This window comes from Paraburkholderia lebeckiae (assembly GCF_050436225.1).
Taxonomy (GTDB): Bacteria; Pseudomonadota; Gammaproteobacteria; order Burkholderiales; family Burkholderiaceae; genus Paraburkholderia; species Paraburkholderia tuberum.
In genome coordinates this window covers 412,648-432,653 of sequence record NZ_JBNDLU010000002.1, presented here as the reverse complement: position 1 = coordinate 432,653, position 20,006 = coordinate 412,648, and the positions used below count along the sequence as shown (strand labels likewise).

10 protein-coding genes and 1 pseudogene are annotated in these 20,006 nt (G+C 62.4%); 4 read left to right on the top strand and 7 right to left on the bottom strand.

The features are described 5' to 3' along the window. Positions 1 to 14 precede the first annotated feature (14 nt). The 6 genes and pseudogenes from OKW45_RS16690 to OKW45_RS16665 form a co-directional block, all read right to left on the bottom strand. Positions 15 to 515 carry a hypothetical protein gene (locus OKW45_RS16690; RefSeq protein ID WP_429469938.1) on the bottom strand — a complete coding sequence of 167 codons (501 nt, stop codon included), beginning with the start codon at positions 513 to 515 and terminating at the stop codon, positions 15 to 17. Continuing rightward, positions 512 to 955 carry a DUF3987 domain-containing protein gene (locus tag OKW45_RS16685; RefSeq protein ID WP_429469937.1) on the bottom strand — a complete coding sequence of 148 codons (444 nt, stop codon included), beginning with the start codon at positions 953 to 955 and terminating at the stop codon, positions 512 to 514. The genes OKW45_RS16690 and OKW45_RS16685 overlap by 4 nt, the downstream gene beginning before the upstream one ends. Positions 956 to 962: 7 nt before the next feature. Further along, the gene (locus tag OKW45_RS16680) at positions 963 to 1,337 is read right to left on the bottom strand and encodes a response regulator (protein WP_429469935.1); all 375 of its coding nucleotides are present in this window, start codon (positions 1,335 to 1,337) and stop codon (positions 963 to 965) included. 9 nt (positions 1,338 to 1,346) lie between these two features. Continuing rightward, the gene (locus tag OKW45_RS16675) at positions 1,347 to 4,490 is read right to left on the bottom strand and encodes a CheR family methyltransferase (protein ID WP_429469933.1); all 3,144 of its coding nucleotides are present in this window, start codon (positions 4,488 to 4,490) and stop codon (positions 1,347 to 1,349) included. Between the two features lie 116 nt (positions 4,491 to 4,606). Beyond that, positions 4,607 to 4,675: pseudogene (locus OKW45_RS16670) on the bottom strand (type II toxin-antitoxin system ParD family antitoxin); the annotation flags it as partial. A gap of 241 nt (positions 4,676 to 4,916) precedes the next feature. Then, positions 4,917 to 5,207 (bottom strand): hypothetical protein, encoded by a 291-nt coding sequence (locus OKW45_RS16665; protein WP_018421542.1) that lies wholly within the window; start codon positions 5,205 to 5,207, stop codon positions 4,917 to 4,919. 838 nt (positions 5,208 to 6,045) lie between these two features. Here OKW45_RS16665 and OKW45_RS16660 point away from each other — a divergent pair. Then, on the top strand, positions 6,046 to 6,633 hold the full coding sequence (locus tag OKW45_RS16660; RefSeq protein ID WP_429473295.1) for a DUF4865 family protein: 588 nt from the start codon (positions 6,046 to 6,048) through the stop codon (positions 6,631 to 6,633). A gap of 432 nt (positions 6,634 to 7,065) precedes the next feature. Here the strand turns inward: OKW45_RS16660 and OKW45_RS16655 are convergent, their stop codons facing one another. Continuing rightward, entirely contained in the window at positions 7,066 to 15,408 is an 8,343-nt protein-coding gene (locus tag OKW45_RS16655) for an autotransporter-associated beta strand repeat-containing protein (protein ID WP_429469931.1), read from the bottom strand. A 1,315-nt stretch (positions 15,409 to 16,723) separates the two neighbouring features. On the opposite strand from OKW45_RS16655, the gene cysS reads away from it, so the two are divergent. The 3 genes from cysS (at position 16,724) to OKW45_RS16640 (ending at position 19,986) form a co-directional block, all read left to right on the top strand. Continuing rightward, the gene (cysS, locus tag OKW45_RS16650; protein WP_429469929.1) at positions 16,724 to 18,133 is read left to right on the top strand and encodes a cysteine--tRNA ligase; all 1,410 of its coding nucleotides are present in this window, start codon (positions 16,724 to 16,726) and stop codon (positions 18,131 to 18,133) included. Positions 18,134 to 18,434: 301 nt separating this feature from the next. Next, entirely contained in the window at positions 18,435 to 19,238 is an 804-nt protein-coding gene (locus OKW45_RS16645; protein WP_429469927.1) for a lipid II flippase Amj family protein, read from the top strand. A 436-nt stretch (positions 19,239 to 19,674) separates the two neighbouring features. Continuing rightward, the gene (locus tag OKW45_RS16640; RefSeq protein ID WP_429469925.1) at positions 19,675 to 19,986 is read left to right on the top strand and encodes a hypothetical protein; all 312 of its coding nucleotides are present in this window, start codon (positions 19,675 to 19,677) and stop codon (positions 19,984 to 19,986) included. Positions 19,987 to 20,006: the final 20 nt, after the last annotated feature.

Below are 20,006 nucleotides of genomic sequence, written 5' to 3'. Positions count from 1 at the left end.
GTTACGCCCTCCGGCTATCGAATCCTGCTGTCATATTTCCACGCCCGCGCCGCCATCACTTCGCGCACCGTCGCCTCAGCCCGCAGTTCGCGGACCTTCGCGCTGAAGTATTCGATGTTCGGCAACAGGTCCGCCAGTGGCCCGCGCGCAGCGCGCGCCACCGTGTCGTTGTACCGCTCGCGCGTCCAGCGCTCCGCGTCCGCCAGTTCGACAATCGCGGTGAACAGTTCGGCACGCAGACGCCGCACATCGTCTGCAGTAAGGTACGGCCCCCACGGCAGAAACAACCCGCCGACAGGATCGCGCAGCGCGCCCATGCAATAGTCAGGGATGCGTTCGGTTTTGTGATCGAACGAGGGTTTTTCTGATGCAGCCGGCACGGTCTCATTTTTCAAAAAGAGTTCACCCTGTGCGCCCGCAAAACCCGCCAAACCCCCGGTTGGCACTTTTGCGGGTTTTGCGGGTTCGTGGGGTAGGCTCTTTTCCGATTTCAGCATCTCCAGATAGCGGTTCATTTCGTCACCTCTGGATTGATGACATAGCGCGGTTCGCGTGGACGTCCTCCCTTGCTCGCGTTATTCCGTTCCGCCACTTCGGCCATGTACCCATGCTCGATCAGGATAGAGACGGCTTCGGCGGCTTCTTCGCGGTTCGTCAGCATCGACCAGCACGCGTCGTAAATCTTCTTCAACGCAAACGGTAACGATGGCAATTTGCCTGCCCGGATTTTTTCGAGCAGCGCCCGCGCCCGGTCCATCGGCGCCGTCATGCCGGTTCCGTAGGCGCGTAACGCGTGCGACTTCAGGTAGTCGGCCCATGCGAGTGCGCGCACCATCGCCGTGACACTGACCGGCCCGCGCCCGCCGTCCGCGAGATGGCATGTCAAAGCCAGCGCCGGAACCTGCTTGCGATACTTCGCGAAGTGTGACTCCAGCGCCGGGTGTATCCCGTCCAAGCGTAATCTAGAGAGTGCTGGAACCGAGCAGCCTGAAAAGAACCCGTGGATCGAAGGGTTTCTCGCACCGGGGGCAGCCGGCATAGGCCGGATCAAGCGCCTCCGCGCCATAGCCGGTTGTAAAGACAAAGTCCACGCTGTTCTCGGTCAGCCAGTCCGCGATCGCGTACGACTTCTGCCCGTGCAGATTGACGTCAAGCACCACGCCATTAAAGGCGTCCTTATTGGACTGGATGTATGCCAGCGCCTCATCCGCAAAGCCGATCGGCCCCACAGCCGTTGCACCGGCCTCTTCGATCAGGCCACAAAGCGCCTGCGCAACGACGAAGTCGTCTTCGACAACCAGTATCCGGCGTCCCTGAAGTTCTGTACCCTGTCCCATCCGTTTTCCTCAGGTCTGGTCGGCAGCATTGGAACGTTTTCGCTCAAACGGCATTTCGATCCGGCACCAAATCCCATCGTCACAAAAGAGCAGTTCTGCCTTCGCCCGCAAGGAGTAAGACAGCGCCTGTTCGATCAACTGCCGTCCGTACCCGCGTTTCGAAGGGTCGGGCGGGACGGCCAGACCGCTTTCCCGCCAATCCAGCAGAAGCAATGACTGGTCCTGCTGTATGTCTTCCACACGCCAGCGGATATCCAGCCGCCCCTGACGGTCTTTTAGCGCTCCGTATTTCAACGCGTTCGTTGCGAGTTCGTGTATGGCCAGCATGATGTTCTGAACGTATTCGAGGCCGAGGGGAACTTTCGGGCCGGTCATGGCAATGTTGTCAGCGTCGACACCGGCGATCGTCTCCACCTCCATGCGTACGATGTCACCCAGATCGACATGCTCGCCCGCCGCTTTTCCGAGAATCCCCTGCAGACGCCCGAGGGCACGCAATCGCGAGGTAAATGCTTCAAGCGGCGGCTCCTTCCGCAAGGTCTGACGCGCGATTGACTCAACGAGTGCGAGAAGATTGCGCGTGCGATGCTGGAGTTCCGCAATGAGCACCTTCTGGCGCGCCTCGGCGTGGGTGAGGCCGGTAATATTCAGGAACGTGACCACCACACCTTCCGCCCGCCGGTCGCCATTCCGGTAGGGCGCGAGACGGACCAGATAATTGATCGCCTGGTCGCTGCTATCGATACGACGCTCGATCACTTCGCCTTCAGTCACCGTGCGCGCGATATCGCTGGCAAGCTCCGGCATATTCAGTGGACTTGCCAGGTCGGTGATGGGCCGTCCCCGGTCAGCCGGACGGATATTGAATACGTCCTTCATGGCCGGCGTGAAGCTGCGAATCACGAGGTGCCGGTCCAGAAAAACTGTGGCGACCGCCGTGCTCTCGAACAGGTTTTGCAGATCGCTGTTTGCGCGATCGAGCGCTTCGATCTTCCCGTTCAGTTCGCTATTGACGGTGTGCAGTTCCTCGTTGAGCGAGACCAGTTCCTCCTTCGACGCTTCCAGCTCTTCGTTGGTCGACTGCATCTCCTCATTGACCGAAACGAGTTCCTCGTTCGACGACTTGAGTTCCTCCAGTGCGGTCTCGTATTCCTCGATCACGGATTGCAGGCGCTCGCGTGTGTCGCGCAGTTCCCGTTCCATCTGCACCGTCGTGCCGTCGTGCGCAGCGTGAGCACGACTTAATGCTTCTTCGCGGCTCAGGACCGCCCCCTGATCAATGAACAGAATCAGAAAGAGCGGCTCAACGCCGGGCCGGCTGTTGAGCGGCTCGACCGTCACAGTGACCATCTGCACGCGTCCATCGTCTTCCTCGACCGGTATGCCTTCCTGTGTCACCGGGCGCCCGGATTCGACCGCTTCGCGGAACACCGTTCGTAGTTCGAGGCGAATGCCCTTGCGCGCCAAGGTGAATATCTGACGCGAGGGAATGCCGGCGGGCGGTTCGAGATATTTGCCGGTCCGCGCTGAATAGTAGGCAACATCACCATCGCGATTGACTAGCACGTGAGGCGGCGAAAACCGCTCTAGCACCTGAGCATCGACCATCTCGCGCAGCGCAACACCGCCAACTTCCGTGCGCCGCGCCGTCAGCTCGCCCGCGCGACCGGTCCGCATCGACGAGACCATCAGCGGGAGTCGAACGTGCGGTGCGGGCACCGACCGGCGACGGAAGATGCGATGTTTTTTCTCGACCGGTGCAAACAGATCGTCGAACTGACTGACGCTTTCCGACGTGCCAAGAAACAGGTAGCCGTCGGGACGCAACGCATAGTGGAACGTCGGAATGACCTGTCCCTGAACATCCTGGCCGAAATAGATCAGCAGGTTACGGCAGGAGACCAGGTCGATCCGAGAAAAAGGCGGATCGCGAATCACACTGTGCGGCGAGAAGATGCACAGGTCGCGCACCTCTTTGGCCACCACATAACTCGCGCCGTCGGGAATAAAAAAGCGTTTCCGGCGTTCGGGGGACACACCATCGAGCAACTGGCCAGGATATTTGGCTGCGCGCGCGACTGCAAGTGCATGTTCGTCAATATCGCTGGCAAAGATCTGCACCCGGGGCACGCTCGCAAGCTTATCCATGTGTTCGCGCAGCAGGATACCCAGCGAGTAGACCTCTTCCCCGGTCGCGCAACCGGGGACCCAGACGCGCACCACATCGTCCACTCCGCGCTCCTCGAAAAGCCGTGGTATGACGGTATTCGCGAGCTCTTCGAACGCTTCCGCGTCGCGAAAAAAATTGGTCACGTTGATGAGAAGATCGCGGAACAGTGCGCCGACTTCCTGCGAATCGCGCCGCAGGTGTTCGACATAGGCATCGACTGACTCGGCATGGATTACCTGCATGCGCCGCTGCACGCGGCGCATGAAAGTCCTGGTCTTGTAGCCACTGAAGTCGTGACCGAGCTGGCCGCGCAGGATGCCGCAAATCTCCTTTCGCGCGTCATCGATCTGTTGCTGCTCCGCCGCGTTTTTGGCCTTGAAGGCAATATCGTCCAGCACATAGGTGCTACGGGCGAATTCAGCGAGTTTCGGCCCCATCTGTTCAACGGGGATGGCAAAGTCGATGAGCCCCGTGGCGATCGCACTCTCGGGCATGCTTGCGTGCTGCGGCCCGAATCCGTCCGCGATCTGCGCCATGGTGAGACCGCCGTGCTCCTTGACTGCCTTGACCCCGAGCGCGCCATCGGAGTCGCCACCGGACAGGACGATGCCCACCGCCAGTTCGCCCTGGTCATTTGCCAGTTCGCTGAAAAAGATGTCAATGGGCTTGCGCTCGCGCCGGCTTGTACTCTGCACGTGAACCCGGAGGTGGCCGTTCCCAATCCCGAGGACCACATTGGACGGCGCCACGTAGACGCTGTTTATCTCCACCGGCATACCGTCGGCCGCGACCTGTACCGGTAGCGCCGTATATCGCGCCATGATCTCGTGCAGCAGGCTCTCACGCTCCGGGCCGAGATGCGTCACGACGACAAGAGCGACGCCGGGCTCGGCGGGCATCCCGCGAAAGAAACCGTCTAGCGCCTCTATTCCCCCGGCCGAGGCGCCGACGCCGGCAACCGGGAACCGCGATGCATCGTTCACAAATCTCTCCCACGCGTTTGCGTCAACAGTTCGCGGTCGTCATCTCGAGTGGCTGAGGCCGGGGTGCGATTGGTCGGCGCAACGGTATTCTGGGTGGACGGTCCCCGGTTCGACAACTATGACTCCAGCAGGCGAAGCGCCTCCCGCACCACCTCGCTCGCCGTGCGGTAACGGCCCGACGGTACTACCTTGTCGTACCCGAGTCTACGGGCGCGCTAACTTCAGATTTTGTCTCACGCAGTGTTCGGCCAGGTGCACCTCGCCGCTGTGATCATGCGAGGTTGATCGTGAAGTTAGGTGATGCCCGAACGCCCGGACACGGGGGAACGGCTGCTTCGGGCGAAACCTGGGACGTTGGCACGAATTTGCCGACCGGAGTAACGGGTCGACTGCCTCGTCTTCAGTAGCGCCCGTGCGCAACGGACATTACTCCTCGTAGGCTGCCATCACCAGCCACATATCGTGCTGACCGTCCCGGATTTCCGCCGCCAGGGCGTAAGGATCACAGGGGTCGCACGTCTGCTCCAGTTGGGTCTGCGCTGCTTGTCCATCGCTGAACGGCCCGGCAGACAACGGACGGACTTCCTGTTTGCCTTCGAACATCGACCGGTCCGTGCGATAAACAAGCGGTTGGCGCTTCCAGTCGTTGAAACAGTCCCTGACGTGCTGGAAATCACCACCGCAGATATTGACCTGATAGTGGATCGCAGACTCCATGATTGAATCTCCTCAGTCCAGCCTCATCGGGAGCTGCGATGTTCCTGAGGGGCGGCTCCCGCCGGCTTCCTCTGCCAATTTGATACCCACTCACTTGCGGGCTAACGTGTGCGGGCTAACGTGTTTTCCGTTACTGGCTGGCGCCCGATGCTGCCGCCGGGCCGCTTGCGCCCATCGCTCCGGTCGCTGCGGGGTTAGTCATCGTGCCGCTACTGCCCGCCGCTGCGCCGCTGGTCTCGCTACTGTTGTCCGCCCGCTTGCATCCAGATGCGCTCATCGCCAGCAGCACGACCGACGCCGCAATTACAAAATGTCTCGCAGTTAGTTTCATCGCAGATTCCTCCTGCCCTGGCTGCAACCCGGCTTTCGGTGAACGGGATGCATGCGACCTGCGGGCCTGTTGCACTTCGACCGGTCATTGGAAGTAGCGCAAATTGCATGCCCCATACACTCGCGCGTCTCCACGAGCGGGCGCTGCAGGCGGATTTAGCGGAAGTGGTACCGGTCGGGCTTGCGGGAGACAGCCACGCCTAAAGTTACAACGCTACGTAAATCTCCCACGTGTCATGCGGATTCGCCGGTACCGCAGTGCAAGGCTGTCGGATGGAGAAAGACACTGCAGGATGCGTATGCAAATAATCGCGGATCGAATCGCTGTCGAGAGAATCGTGACGCCCATGCACCAGCACGGGCGTGCGCAATACGACCGGCAACTATCATCAGCATTCTCGCGCCGCTAATGATGGGACGATACTTATTCCCATGCCAATGGTGGCGCGGCGTTCTCTACCTGATACGCCACAGCCCGGACACCATTTACTGCCTCTGGAGCCCGACCATGTATGCGATGCATTATGAAATCACCTTGCCCGCCGACTACGATATGCAGATCATCCGAAATCGCGTCGCGGACCGCGGGCACATGACCGACACGTTCGCTGGCCTTGGTCTCAAGGCTTACCTGATCCGCGAGCGCGACAAGGCAGGTGCGACGCTCAACCAGTATTCGCCGTTCTACTTGTGGAATGACACCGCTGGTATGAACCGTTTTCTGTGGCAAGGAGGCGGTTTCCAAGGCATCGTCGAATCGTTCGGACGGCCCGTCGTGCTGACATGGTCGGGCCTCTTGTGCCAGCGCGGACCGGCGTCCGGCGCATTGCCTTGCGCGGCGACGCGGGAGCGAGTGGTCGTTCCTCGCGAAGCCGATCTCGCGCAGGCCGCGCGAGATGCGGTCGCTGAAGTCGAGCATATCGCCAGGCATAGTAGTGTGATCGCCAGTGCCTGTGCGATTGATCCGCGCTCCTGGGAGCGTGTCACCTTCACGCTTTGGGCCGACACACCAGAAGCAGTTGCCCCAGGCGAACGCTACGAAGTGCTGCACTTGTCGCGCCCAGGCTTCGATGAACTGGCGCCGTCAACAGAATAGATAGCAAATGCGCTGTGCGACCGCATTGCAACCGCATCGGCATCAACCAGCCTTCGGCTCTAACCCACTGTCGCGTCACCGACTGCGTCACCCACCCACTTCAATCCCCATAGCCGCCCAGGTGCACTCCGCGGTTTCCTCCCTCGAGCGTTGTCCGACGAACGAGGTCGGAGGCCAGAACCGGTCGCTCGCTGGACACATTCAACTGCCGTTTTCAGCGAAAAAACGAACGGTCCGGACCAACGCATATATCACGGAGAAAGGCAGTTCCTGGGTCCCGACGAATGTCGAACCGGACGCTTCAACTCGCACATGCGCCGGCTTCCGTCCATCCCGCTCATCCAGCGACGCGCGTGGGCAGAAAAACTCAAACCCTCGGCGAGCAGGAAATTCGATCGCCGCGAGGTGGAAGAATTCCAGCGTGTTCAAAGATCAAAACCTGACCTTCACCCCAACTTCGGCGCCCACCGCATGCCCGCCTCCGGTGAACTGACCTTGCACGCTTCCATACACGGACGTGCTTTTCGACACCTGAGCGTCCAGTCCTGCGTCAAGCTTTCCTCCCGGACCGTGAACACTCACTTCGAATGGCACATATCCGTCCGCCGAGGAAAAGCCCGTCACCGGATGTCCGAGGAATTCGTTGATGAAGCTCGCCCGCACCCATGCGGTGGCCTTGCGCGCCGGTGCGGTGGCTGTGCCGGGTGCAAACTCCCAGGTTCGGGACAAGCGCACGCCTAGCCGGCCCGTCAGACTTTCGACGTCGCTGAAATTCACGTTTGCCGCGTTGTCGTGCGTCGCGTTCAGATGAATGGTCTGGTACACGAGCTGCGCCTGCGGCTCGATCACGACGCCGTTGCCGAACGCAATCGGATAGCCTCCTTCGACCGAAGCGCCAAGGCCAGTGCCCTCCGAATCCAGGTGGCCTGTGGGTCCGTCTGCCTTGACGTTGTATCGCGTGCCCTGGATGACGTTGTCGACGTACCAGCCGGTCGGGCCGAAGTGCGTCCAGTAAGCGCCGACGGTTGCACCGCTAATCCGGTCATTGCCTGCGTCGCTGCCGTCGAAGTGGTCGACGTCGCCATCGATCTCGCCGTATGCGACGTAGAGGCCAGCGTGGTCCGCAGTGTTATCCGGCTGCTTCGATTGATAAACGTCCATGCCCGCCTGTGCCGCATACAGGCGGTAGTCATACGAGGGGCCGTCATTGCTATAGATGCCCGAAGCGCCGCCGTCCCGCGTGCCCGTGATACCGACGATGCGCCCCCAGCCGAGCGCATTGCGCTGCTTCGCATTGCCGCCGGAGGGCATGTCGGCCTGAGGTCCGATCTGGCCGCCCATACGCTCATGAAGCGAATCAAGCAGCACACCTCCGAAGCTCAGTGCCAGTGACGGAAGCGCCGCGTAAAGCGACGTCTCGGGCCGATAGACTGGCACAGCCGACGCTCCGGGTGGCGACGACGGTGGCTGGCATCCGGCTACATCCGGAGCGGTTGCACAGTTGAGGATCGAGCGAAGAAACCAGTCGTCGCTCGAACCGACGGCGGCGCCGCCGCGATATAGCGAATATTCGTATGGTCCCGCGGCCACAGGCGTACCGAGCGAGAACGCGCTGGGCGCGGTCGTCGCGCCGTTGACGGCATCGACCACGAGAATGCCGTCACCGGTGGTTCTGGCGCCCGGTCCGCCAGCATTGTTCACCAGCAGCGACGTGCCGCCGCTCGCCGCGGCTGCCTTGGCCAGGGCCCCGTTAGCCTTCGCCGACTGCTTCGCCGCGACGATGGCCGGTGACGCCGCTGCGCCGGTGGCCGTGCCACCGTCAATGACGAGACGGTCCGTCGGAGAGCCATCGCTTCCAAGGTAAGTATTGAGCGCAAGCGCACCGCCATCGCCGATGTAGTTGCCGGCCACGCGCAGCGTCGTCCCGGGCGCACCGCCGAAGCGAACCAGCCCGGCGTTCGCCAGCCCCGCAACTGTCTGGTCGAAACCGTTCAAGTCGAGGGCCGCGCGGGGATCAATACCCACCACTGAACCGGGACTCAGCGTATTCGTCGCGCCGGCGCGCAATGTGCCGGCTACGACGAAGGTCGGGCCCGTGTAGGTGTTGCTGCCGGTCATCACGGTCACGCCAGGGCCGATCTGCTGGACCGCGCCGCTTCCCCATATATTGCCGCCATACGTGTAAGTGTCGGACCGGTTAAACGCCAGCACGCCATCGTCGATCACGTTGCCGGCGATGCTGCCTGCCGTGCCGCCGTTGCCGAGCTGCAAGGTACCGGCCTTAATCTCCGTGCGGTTCGTATAGCTGTTGTCGGCGGCGAACACCAGCGCGCCTGGACCAGCCTTTGTCAGAACGCCGGTCCCGCTGACGCCGCTGTCGAGCGTGAGCGTCGTTCCCGCGATGGGCTCGAACGTACCACCGTCGTCGCCAAGAGTGGTCGCGCGCGCGGTGGCGAAGGTCCCGGTGGTTCGCAAGGTACCGCCGTTGAAGCCGAGCGTGCCGCTGCTTGCGCCGAGGTTGCTGTCGGACCGGACCTGCAACACGCCGCCGTTCATCTGCGTGCCGCCCGTATAGGCGTTCGCGCCGTCCATCACCAGCGTGCCCAGGTCGCTCTTGACGAGCCGGGAGTTGCCGGCAAGGACCGAGTCGATCGTCGCAACGTAGCTGGCCCCAGGCGCGGTGCCGTCGCCGACCCGGATGATCGACTCGCCCGGCGTCGCCGCCGAACCGACCAGCGTGATCGGGCCGCCGGTCAGTACGTAACCGTTGACGGCGAACTGCATACCGGCGGCCTGTACTGCTCCCAGGCTGCCATCCACCGTCACCGTGCCCCCGGTCCCAGCGAAGATCGCGAACGTGCTGTCGGCGAATGCGGCATTGGGCGCGCCCAGTTCATCAGTCCAATTGTTATTGCCGCGGAAGTTCTGCCACGCGCCGTTGCCGCCTTCGATGGCATTGTCGTCCTTGGGTCCGGCAACGCCATCCCAGTAACTGAAGGTGAGGCCGGCGGTATTGATGAGGTTGACCTGATGAGCAATGGATGTCTGCACAAAAAAATCCGGCGACGGGATAGTGCCGATCGCTAGTCCATTGCTGGTCAGAGAACCCGCATAGCTGATGATGCGGTAGATGCCGGGATCGAACGTGCCGGCCTCGCTCGTCTGGACGTTGAGCGTTCCGGCAAGCGTCACGTTGCCCTGCACGACGGTCAGGTCGTTGAGGGCGCCGCCGACGACGTTGGCCTGCCCGAATCCGTAGTCGAGAATCGAGCCGCTGCTCAGATTCAGGTTGCCGTTGATCGTCAGCGTGCCCGGCGCGACACCGATCTGGCCCGGCGCCAACGCGCCACCATTGGCAACGGTGACGTTACCGCCGATGATGCCAGAGCCGCCTAGCGTGCTGCCGCTGGCCGCGGTCGTGATGCCGGTCGCGGCCGTCTGGTCGCCATCGACGTAAAGCGCGCCTGTCGCGACGTCGGTCGGCCCGCTGTAGCTGTTCGTTCCGAGCAGCACGGCCGCGCCGGTACCACGCTGCACGATGCCGCCCGAGCCCGACACGTTGCCGACGACCGGCAGCACATCGCTGTGCTCGATCGCCAGCGTGCCATCGTTGACGATGTCGCCGACAATGCTGCCGGAGTTGCCGCCGTTGCCCAGCTGCAGCGTGCCGGCGCTGATGGTCGTACCGCCCGCGTAGGTGCTGCCGCTGGTGAGAGTCGCGGTGCCCGCGCCCTGTTTCAACACCGAACCGCTGCCGGTGATCCGCCCATCGTAGGTGATGTCGTCGAGCCGGTTGAAGATCAATGAGCCGTTGTCAGTGACGTCGCCGACTATGCTGCCAGTCGTGCCACCGTTGCCGATCTGCAGCGCGCCGGCGCTAACTGTCGTCCCTCCCGTGTAGGTGTTGCTGTTGGTCAGCACCGTGGTGCCGGTCCCACGCTGACTGAGTGCGCCGGTGCCGGTCACCGAGCCGCCAAAGGTGACTGTGTCCGAGCGATTGAACGCAAGCGCGCCGTTGTCGGTGACGTCGCCGACTATGCTGCCGGTCATGCCGCCGTTACCAAGCTGCAGCGTCCCGGCACTGACCGTTGTCCCTCCCGTGTAGGTGTTGCCGTTCGTCAGCACTGTGGTGCCGGTCCCCGCCTGATTGAGCAGGCCTGTTCCGGAGACGATGCCGTCGAAGCTGACGGAGTCGGTGCGGTTGAATACCAGCGCGCCGTTATCCGTCACGTTGCCGACGATGCTGCCAGTGGTGCCGCCGTTGCCCAGTTGCAGCGTGCCGCTGCTGACCGTCGTGCCGCCCGTGTAGGTGTTGTTGTTCGTCAGCACCGTGGTGCCCGTTCCGGCCTGATTGAGCAGTCCCGTCCCCGAGACGAGGCCGCCGAACGTCACGGTGTCGGCGCGGTTGAACACCAGCGTGCCGTTGTCGGCGACATCCCCGACGATACTGCCCAGGGTGCCGCCGTTGCCCAGCTGCAGCGTGCCGGCCGCAATCGTGGTCCCGCCCCGGTACATATCGTTGCCGGTCAGAACCAGCGTGCCGTCGCCGGTCTTCGTCAGGCTGGCCGGCTGGCTGCCCTGCAGGATCGGCCCGCTGAGCGTGAACTGCGTTCCCGTCGTGGTCTCGATGGTGCCGCCGGGCGTGCCCCCGCCGCTGCCCGTGAGAAGGATCAGACGGTTACTGCTGAAGCTCGACGTGGTGCGCAGCGTCGAGCCGTTGGCAATCGTCACCACGACGCCCGGCGTGCCAAGATTGGCATCGCTCGAAATCTGCAGCGTGCCGCCCAGAATGTAGGTGCCGTTCGTATAGGTGTTGGCGCCGTTGAGCACCAGCGTGCCCAGGTCCTCCTTGATGAGGCCCGCGCTGCCGGCGAGCACCGCATTGATCGTCGCCGTGATGCCGCTGCTCGCCGCCGTGCCGTCGCCGACCCGCACGGTCGTGAAGCTGCCTGGCGAGGGCGTCGACAGCGTGATCGCGTCGCCGCCGACCACGTAGCCATTCGTCGCGAACTGCATGCCCTTGGTCGTCACCGCGCCCAGGCTGTCGTCCACCTGGACGTTGCCCGCCGTGCCCATGAAGATGCCGAAGGCGCCGTCAGCCCATGGCGCATTGATCGCGCCGTCCGGTCCGGTCCAGTTGTCGTTGGTGGTTCCCGCCGAGGCCTGCCACGTGCCGCTGCCGCCATTGACCACGCCATCGTTCTTCGGCCCGACATCGAAGTAATTCAGCGTGAGTCCGCCGGTGTTCACCAGGTTCACCTGACCCGGGATCGAGGTCTGCACGGTGAAGCCGCTCAGCGGCCGGGTCGTGGTCGACGTCTGCTGGGGGGTAGTCGGCGCGGTCATGTACGCGCCGATCTCGAGGCCGTCATTGGTCAGTGTTCCGCTGTAGTTGAAGACCCGATAAATCCCGGCCCCGAGCGTCTGGCCCTGATCGACGATGTTGATCACGCCGTCGAGCGTGAGATTGCCGTTGACCACCGTCAGGTCGTTGAGCTGACCGCCGGCCACATTGGCCTGCTCCATGTTGTAAAAGAGGTTCGTGGTCGGACTGAGCGTGAGGCCGCCGTTGATCGTCAGCGTGGCCGGCGTCGCGGGCACGGAGCCGGGTCCCAGCGTCGAACCGTCGGCCATCGTCACGCTGCCGCCGACGGTACCGTTGCCGCCGAGCCGGGTGCCGCTGGCCGCGGTAGTGGGTCCGGTCGCAGCGCTCTGGTTGCCATCGACGTAGAGCCAGCCGTTGGCGATGGTGGTCGGGCCTGAGTAGCTGTTGTTGCCGGTGAGAACCGTCACACCGGGGCCCGACTGCGTCACCGAGCCCGAACCCGAGATGGTGCCGTCGAAGCTGACGGAGTCGGAGCGGTTGAATACCAGCGCGCCGTTATCCGTCACGTTGCCGACGATGCTGCCAGTGGTGCCGCCGCTGCCCAGTTGCAGCGTGCCGCTGCTGACCGTCGTGCCGCCCGTGTAGGTGTTGTTGTTCGTCAGCACCGTGGTGCCCGTTCCGGCCTGATTGAGCAGTCCCGTCCCCGAGACGAGGCCGCCGAACGTCACGGTGTCGGCGCGGTTGAACACCAGCGTGCCGTTGTCGGCGACATCCCCGACGATACTGCCCAGGGTGCCGCCGTTGCCCAGCTGCAGCGTGCCGGCCGCAATCGTGGTCCCGCCCCGGTACATATCGTTGCCGGTCAGAACCAGCGTGCCGTCGCCGGTCTTCGCCAGGCTGGCCGGCTGGCTGCCCTGCAGGATCGGCCCGCTGAGCGTGAACTGCGTTCCCGTCGTGGTCTCGATGGTGCCGCCGGGCGTGCCCCCGCCGCTGCCCGTGAGAAGGATCAGACGGTTACTGCTGAAGCTCGACGTGGTGCGCAGCGTCGAGCCGTTGGCAATCGTCACCACGACGCCCGGCGTGCCAAGATTGGCATCGCTCGAAATCTGCAGCGTGCCGCCCAGAATGTAGGTGCCGTTCGTATAGGTGTTGGCGCCGTTGAGCACCAGCGTGCCCAGGTCCTCCTTGATGAGGCCCGCGCTGCCGGCGAGCACCGCATTGATCGTCGCCGTGATGCCGCTGCTCGCCGCCGTGCCGTCGCCGACCCGCACGGTCGTGAAGCTGCCTGGCGAGGGCGTCGACAGCGTGATCGCGTCGCCGCCGACCACGTAGCCATTCGTCGCGAACTGCATGCCCTTGGTCGTCACCGCGCCCAGGCTGTCGTCCACCTGGACGTTGCCAGCCGTACCCATGAAGATGCCGAAGGCGCCGTCAGTCCATGGCGCATTGATCGCGCCGTCCGGTCCGGTCCAGTTGTCGTTGGTGGTTCCCGCCGAGGCCTGCCACGTGCCGCTGCCGCCATTGACCACGCCATCGTTCTTCGGCCCGACATCGAAGTAATTCAGCGTGAGTCCGCCGGGGTTCACCAGGTTCACCTGACCCGGGATCGAGGTCTGCACGGTGAAGCCGCTCAGCGGCCGGGTCGTGGTCGACGTCTGCTGGGGGGTAGTCGGCGCGGTCATGTACGAGCCGATCTCGAGGCCGTCATTGGTCAGTGTTCCGCTGTAGTTGAAGACACGATAGATCCCGGCCCCGAGCGTCTGGCCCTGATCGACGATGTTGATCACGCCGTCGAGCGTGAGATTGCCGTTGACCACCGTCAGGTCGTTGAGCTGACCGCCGGCCACATTGGCCTGCTCCATGTTGTAAAAGAGGTTCGTGGTCGGACTGAGCGTGAGGCCGCCGTTGATCGTCAGCGTGGCCGGCGTCGCGGGCACGGAGCCGGGTCCCAGCGTCGAACCGTCGGCCATCGTCACGCTGCCGCCGACGGTACCGTTGCCGCCGAGCCGGGTGCCGCTGGCCGCGGTAGTGGGTCCGGTCGCAGCGCTCTGGTTGCCATCGACGTAGAGCCAGCCGTTGGCGATGGTGGTCGGGCCTGAGTAGCTGTTGTTACCGGTGAGGACCGTCACACCGGGGCCCGACTGCGTCACCGAGCCCGAACCCGAGATGGTGCCGTCGAAGCTGACGGAGTCGGTGCGGTTGAATACCAGCGCGCCGTTATCCGTCACGTTGCCGACGATGCTGCCAGTGGTGCCGCCGTTGCCCAGTTGCAGCGTGCCGCCAGAGATCGTCGTGCCGCCGGCATAGCCGTTGTTCCCCAGGAAAGTCAGCAGCCCCGCGCCTGCCTTGGTAATTGCGCCCGCACCGCCGATGGACTGACTCACGGTGCTCGCGACGCCGGTATCGGTCTGGATGGTCCCGTTGTTCGCCGTCACCGTAATAGCCCGCGAAGCGGAAAGATCGAAGCTGTTAACGAGTTCGAGCGCGCCACCGTCGAATGTCAGCGAGCCGGCAGCGGTGCCCAGCCGCGAATCGGCATCGACCGCGACCGTCCCACCCTGAATGAGCGTGCCGCCCTGGTAGCCGTTTGCCCCAGAGAGCGTCAGTACGCCCGCGTCGGTCTTGGTGACCGAGCCCGTGCCGATGAGGCTGCCCGCGTAAGTCCCGTTGTCCGTCTGCACGAAGCGTACGAGGCCGTTGTCGGTGATGTCCGGTGGCAGGCTCTGCGCGCGAGCCTCCAGCGTGCCGGATGGATCAACGAGTACCGTGCCATTGAAGTTGGCGTTATTACCTGTCAACGCGAGCGTGCCCTGCTGCACGTCGACCGCGAGCGCGGCATTGCCGCCGTTAGCGCCCACCGCGCCTGAAAGCGTCCAGCTGCCAAGGCCTGTCTTCGTCAGGGTCTGGAAGTTGCTGACGTTGCCGGTCAGCGTGTCGCTGGAGCCGGCTTCGCCTGCCAGGTTCAGCGTGTTAGTACCGCCGCCGCCGTTGAATCCCCCCGTTACGACGGAGGACGGGTAAAGCGTAAGCTCATCATTGCCGCTTGCGAACGACAGCCCACCATAAACCACCGCCCCCGTGCGGTTGATAAAGTGCACATCACCGTTGTGCTGGCTGCCGATCACGTTCGCAAGGACGCTGTTGGTCGAGCCGTTACCCGTGCGGACGATGCCATAGTTGTCGATGGTATTGGCCGCGCCGATCACAGTGTCCTCGAACCAGATCGCCGCGGTGTTGATCGCGGAAATGGTGCCGTGGTTGATGACCGTATTGCCCGCTCCGAGCAGGTTGACACCCTCGGCGTTGGTGCTGGTTCCGGTGGCGCTGACCGTCGAGCCGTTTCCGACAGTCAGCGTGCCGTTCGAACGGAATTCAACGGTGTTCTTGCCCGCGCCCCACAAGCCGCCGCCCGAGCCGCCGGCGCTGGTGACCTTCGCGCCGTCGCTCACCGTTACGTTTGCGCGGTCACGCAGGCTGATGGCGCTCGCGTCGCCCGCCGTGACCGTAGCGTTCGGCGCAACGGTGACAACAGCATTGTCGGGGCCTGACGGCCCGTTGCCGATCGGCGTGTTGCCGAGGTTTGTCGTGCCGCTGCAGGTTGTGACGTTGGCTGTCGTCGTACACGCTGCCCATGCCCCCGCGGGAACAATCGCGAGGCTGAGCGGAACGAGTATGAGCGGCTTCGCCCATGAAAATGAAAATGTGCATAGCAAGATATTTATATATTGCTGCAAGCGTGACAGGTATAAAACGGCGTTGATGTGGAGCAGATTAAGGAATGGCCGAGACTGACTGCGAAGGCATCGTTTGCTAATATGCGTCAGCGCTTGAGTTCCACATACCGGGTGTCCCGCTGTTTTATTCTTTTGGAACGGGGGATTCATGCAATCAGCATACTGCGGCAGTAGCACGGATATTGCAGATTGCAGCTCGCCGGTCCATTCGAAATGCTGACCCAGTCCATGCAACTCTAATGTCGGCTCGAAACTGATATTAGGATGCGCGGTCGTGACGCTCGGTGAGTCATATTGCATGGCAAGCTCCTCGATGTCCGTCTTGCGGAATCGGTGCGCATTGTCCAGGAAAGAAAGAAAAAAAGACTCGGAATCTCTATCGGTTGGTCACCACGACTTTATGTGCGCCGACGATTCTGTAAAAAGCGTTAATCACTGGTGCCCTATGGATTTTTGTCTATGGACCCCGGTTTTTCAATGAGAAATGATGTTATGGCACCTGTACTCTGTTTGCGATTCGTTATAAGTGCGGAGATATAAAGGGCGCAATGGGTAATGGTGCTTGCGTTTACAGCGCGAACCAATGAGTTCTCGAACCTTGCCAAAACACTTCGCTAAAAAACATGGTGAAATCGCCAACAGGCTCGGATTTCCGGCGTCTGTTTCACCATTGATAGCGGCCGTGCGGTCCAGCGGTTTCGATGACGGCTCCGGGTCGGCCTGAGACGGTCACCGGCCGTCTCGGTTCGTTTCGGTTTGTTCTTCGGCCACAAGCCGTCACTCGACAGTGGCTCTCGAAAGCGGCCGCTCACTGACATTGACCCAAGGGGAGGCAGGCTCTAACATGCCTTTCATGCTCGCTTACGCCCATTACCCCTCCCGCCTCGTTCACGCATGCTGTCACGGCCTGCCAGGGGGAGCTTGCGTCTAGCGCGCCAATCTGCGTCACGTCTAAGCCTCAACTGGCCACCCGTTGCGAAACCGGTGGCCTTTTTGTTTTTCACGATCGCTCCACCACACGAAAATTCCGATGCCACTCGTCCTGTATGACACCTGGTCGCGCGCCGTGCGCCCCTTCAAGCCGATACAACCCGATCACGTCGGCCTGTATTGCTGCGGGCCTACGGTCTACGACCACGCGCATATCGGCAATCTGCGGACCTACGTATTCGAAGACGTGCTCCGGCGCGTCCTGATGCTAAACGGCTACCCCGTGCAGCACGTCGTCAATATCACCGATGTTGGCCATCTTGTCTCCGATGCCGATGACGGCGAAGACAAGATGGAGAAAGGAAGCCGGCGAACGGGAGAGTCGGCATGGGCGATCGCCGAGCGTTATACAGAGGCTTTCCTGGCCGACTGGCGAGCGCTCAACTTGCTGGAGCCTTCGGTCTGGTGCCGCGCAACCGACCATATCGAGGATCAGGTTGCCTTCATTGTCACCCTTGAACGCGCCGGTTACACCTACCAGACCGCAGATGGCGTGTACTTCGACACCAGCAAGCAGGACGATTACGGCTTTCTGGCTCGCCTCGACCATGAGGGCCTGCAAGCCGGCAAGCGGGTTGCACTAGGCGAGAAAAAGCGCGCCACGGATTTCGCGCTATGGAAACTCAGCCCGGCTGATTCCCGGCGCCAGATGGAATGGGACAGCCCTTGGGGACGCGGCTTTCCCGGCTGGCACATCGAGTGCTCGGCGATGTCGGCCAGGTACCTGGGGTCCTGGTTCGATATTCACTGCGGAGGTGAAGACCACATCGCCGTGCATCACAGCAACGAAATCGCGCAGACGCAAGCCGCGCACGGTACCCGGCTCGCCAACTTCTGGATGCACGGCCATTTCCTTACGCTGGACGCTACGAAAATGTCCAAGGCGGGCGGTGACTTCCTCCGCCTGCAGACACTGGTCGACCGCGGAGTCGATCCGCTGGCGTATCGCTACCTGTGCTTGACGGCGCACTACAGAAGCTCCCTGCGTTTCAACTGGGATGCGCTCGAAGCCGCAAAGGTCGCGCTCGACCGGCTACGCAACGTCTATGCGAGTTGGCCCACCGGTGGTACGGCGGATGAGCGTTTTGTCGCCCGGTTCAACGCTGAGGTCAATCAGGATCTGAATCTACCCCGCGCACTAGCCGTGCTGTGGGATCTGGTGAGGAGCGATTTGCCTCCTGCCACGCGACGGGCCACCGTTGACAGCTTCGATTCGGTACTTGGGTTACGACTGCCCGATTGGCGGCCGGACAAGCGGGATATCCCGGCAGACATTGCTGCGTTGGCCGAGCAGCGCGAAAAGGCGCGCGCCAACAGAGACTGGGACCAAGCGGACCGCCTACGTGACACATTGAGAGCCTTGGGATGGCAAATCGAAGACGGTGAGTGCGGGCAACGACTGATCCGGACTGTCAAAGGAACCACGATACCTGGAGATGGCTGCGTATGACGCTCGAAAGATTGGCGGCTGTGCGTCCTATGCGCTATGCCGGGCGCACAACCGCAGGCGAGATGGCAACGGCTCGGCGTGACCGGTTGAACGTCTGCTTGGCGAGCGACCGACGGCCCGCTCCTGGTCGCTTTATGCCTTTTTGCATGAGGCGCACACCGCAGACGATCGCCGTGCTCTGTCGCGGGACGCAGTGCGGCAAATTTCGGGCTTTCGGTATCGACCGTCAATTCGGTGACAATCGAACCGGGCGGTGGCGCTCCGATAGACTTCAACTCCTGCCCAACCTTGCCGGGATTGCATGGACACCCAGCTTTTTATCATCTGCGGACTTACATTCGTAATTCACGTCATCGCGACACTGGCTTACGCTGTGCGGATTGCGGGTGTTCGCACTCGGCGTATCGCTGTATCGTTTTCTCTGTTCGGAATCATCGCCCTTGTCTCCCGCACGGCGAACTCCTTTCAAGGGCCGTTCATAGCTAAGCGCGTCGAGCTTGATATCGCTCGGCATCTTGAGGGCGGCCTGCTCGTTGACTTTCGGCTCTTCCTGATTACCGCGACGGCGGCAAGCATAATCGGCGCGTTACTGATCCCAACGTTCCAGCGCTATTTCAGTCGCGCCGTCGAGCACTTCCAGGCCAATCGTTCATTGTCACGCCTGTTGCTCCACATTTTTAGCCGTGGCGGCATCAACTATCTGCGCGACGGCGCGCGGGTTCCGTCGCGCCAAAACATCGCCCAGCTAGCGAGCGGTACCGGTGTCTCCGCGACGGTGATAGCTCTCAATATCTTCGCCATGGCGATCTGGACTGTCGGCGTTTTCGCGTCGCTCTACGCGGGATACCTCAAGCCAGATTTGCGCGTGACGTGCGCCAATCTATCGTCGGTCATTAATGGCTTTGCGACCGTAGTGTTAGCGGTGGTCATTGACCCGCAGGTTTCCGTCATGACGGACGACGTCATTGAAGGCCGAATCCCCGAAAACACCTTCCGGCGAGCGATCACTACCCTTGCCGGGGCGCGCGTTCTCGGGACCGTGTGCGCACAAATAATGCTCGTACCGGCCGCGCTCATTATCGTACGTGTCGCCGAGCTGATTTAGAGCGCAGTGTGCATCCTCGGACGCGGTGATTGACCGATCACGGCGATAGTAAGGCCGCTCCGGGATTCGTTAGCGCCGGCATCAGTCATGCCATAGCACGTAGTGTCGCGCTTTTAGAAAGCCGTACGGTGGCGTTTCGAAAGCATCACTTTGGCGTTTTGAAAGCTGCTGCACGCGAGGGCGAGATTCGATTTTGTGCGCGACTCAGTACGCGTGAGATTAACGCACGTCGTCGCCCGAGGCTGATCTTGCAGGGAGGTGGGTGCGCCGGCTTTTTTACGGGGGGGGGGGGGGCGTGCCAGCCACGTTCCGCTATGGGGCATCCGTCAGCGGCGGCGCGCCATCCTTTGCACCCAGGATATGCATTGCTGATAAGGCGGACTCGCCTCGGTGATCGGGTCGATCGTGCTTGCAGCCAAGGTCCCGGAGAAGAACTATGAAAGCAGGCCGGCTTTTGGTGTCCTCGATTACAGGTGTTGCCTGCGCAAAGCTGGTGAGCGCGGCCACCGCCGTTGCCAGCAACCATCTCTTTGCAAGGGCCTATGGCCCCCAGCAATTCGGCCAGTTGCAGCTCGCGCTGGCACTCGCATTTGCATTCAGCAGCCTTGGCCTCGCGTTCAGCGACGAATCCGTAGCGCCGAGCTTCTGGTTCAGCACGCCAGCGAAGGCAAGCAGATTGTTACGCTGGTTCTGCAGGGCAACGCGCGTCGCACCGATGCGCGATGGATCCTCCGGTTCGCGCCGATGAAGTTCCTCGACGATGAAGTC

Coding starts and splice junctions, on each gene's coding strand:
- OKW45_RS16660 (WP_429473295.1), top strand. CDS start 6,046: ATGTATGCGATGCATTATGAAATCACCTTGCCCGCCGACTACGATATG.
- cysS (WP_429469929.1), top strand. CDS start 16,724: ATGCCACTCGTCCTGTATGACACCTGGTCGCGCGCCGTGCGCCCCTTC.
- OKW45_RS16680 (WP_429469935.1), bottom strand. CDS start 1,337: ATGGGACAGGGTACAGAACTTCAGGGACGCCGGATACTGGTTGTCGAA.
- OKW45_RS16665 (WP_018421542.1), bottom strand. CDS start 5,207: ATGGAGTCTGCGATCCACTATCAGGTCAATATCTGCGGTGGTGATTTC.
- OKW45_RS16640 (WP_429469925.1), top strand. CDS start 19,675: ATGAAAGCAGGCCGGCTTTTGGTGTCCTCGATTACAGGTGTTGCCTGC.
- OKW45_RS16645 (WP_429469927.1), top strand. CDS start 18,435: ATGGACACCCAGCTTTTTATCATCTGCGGACTTACATTCGTAATTCAC.
- OKW45_RS16690 (WP_429469938.1), bottom strand. CDS start 515: ATGAACCGCTATCTGGAGATGCTGAAATCGGAAAAGAGCCTACCCCAC.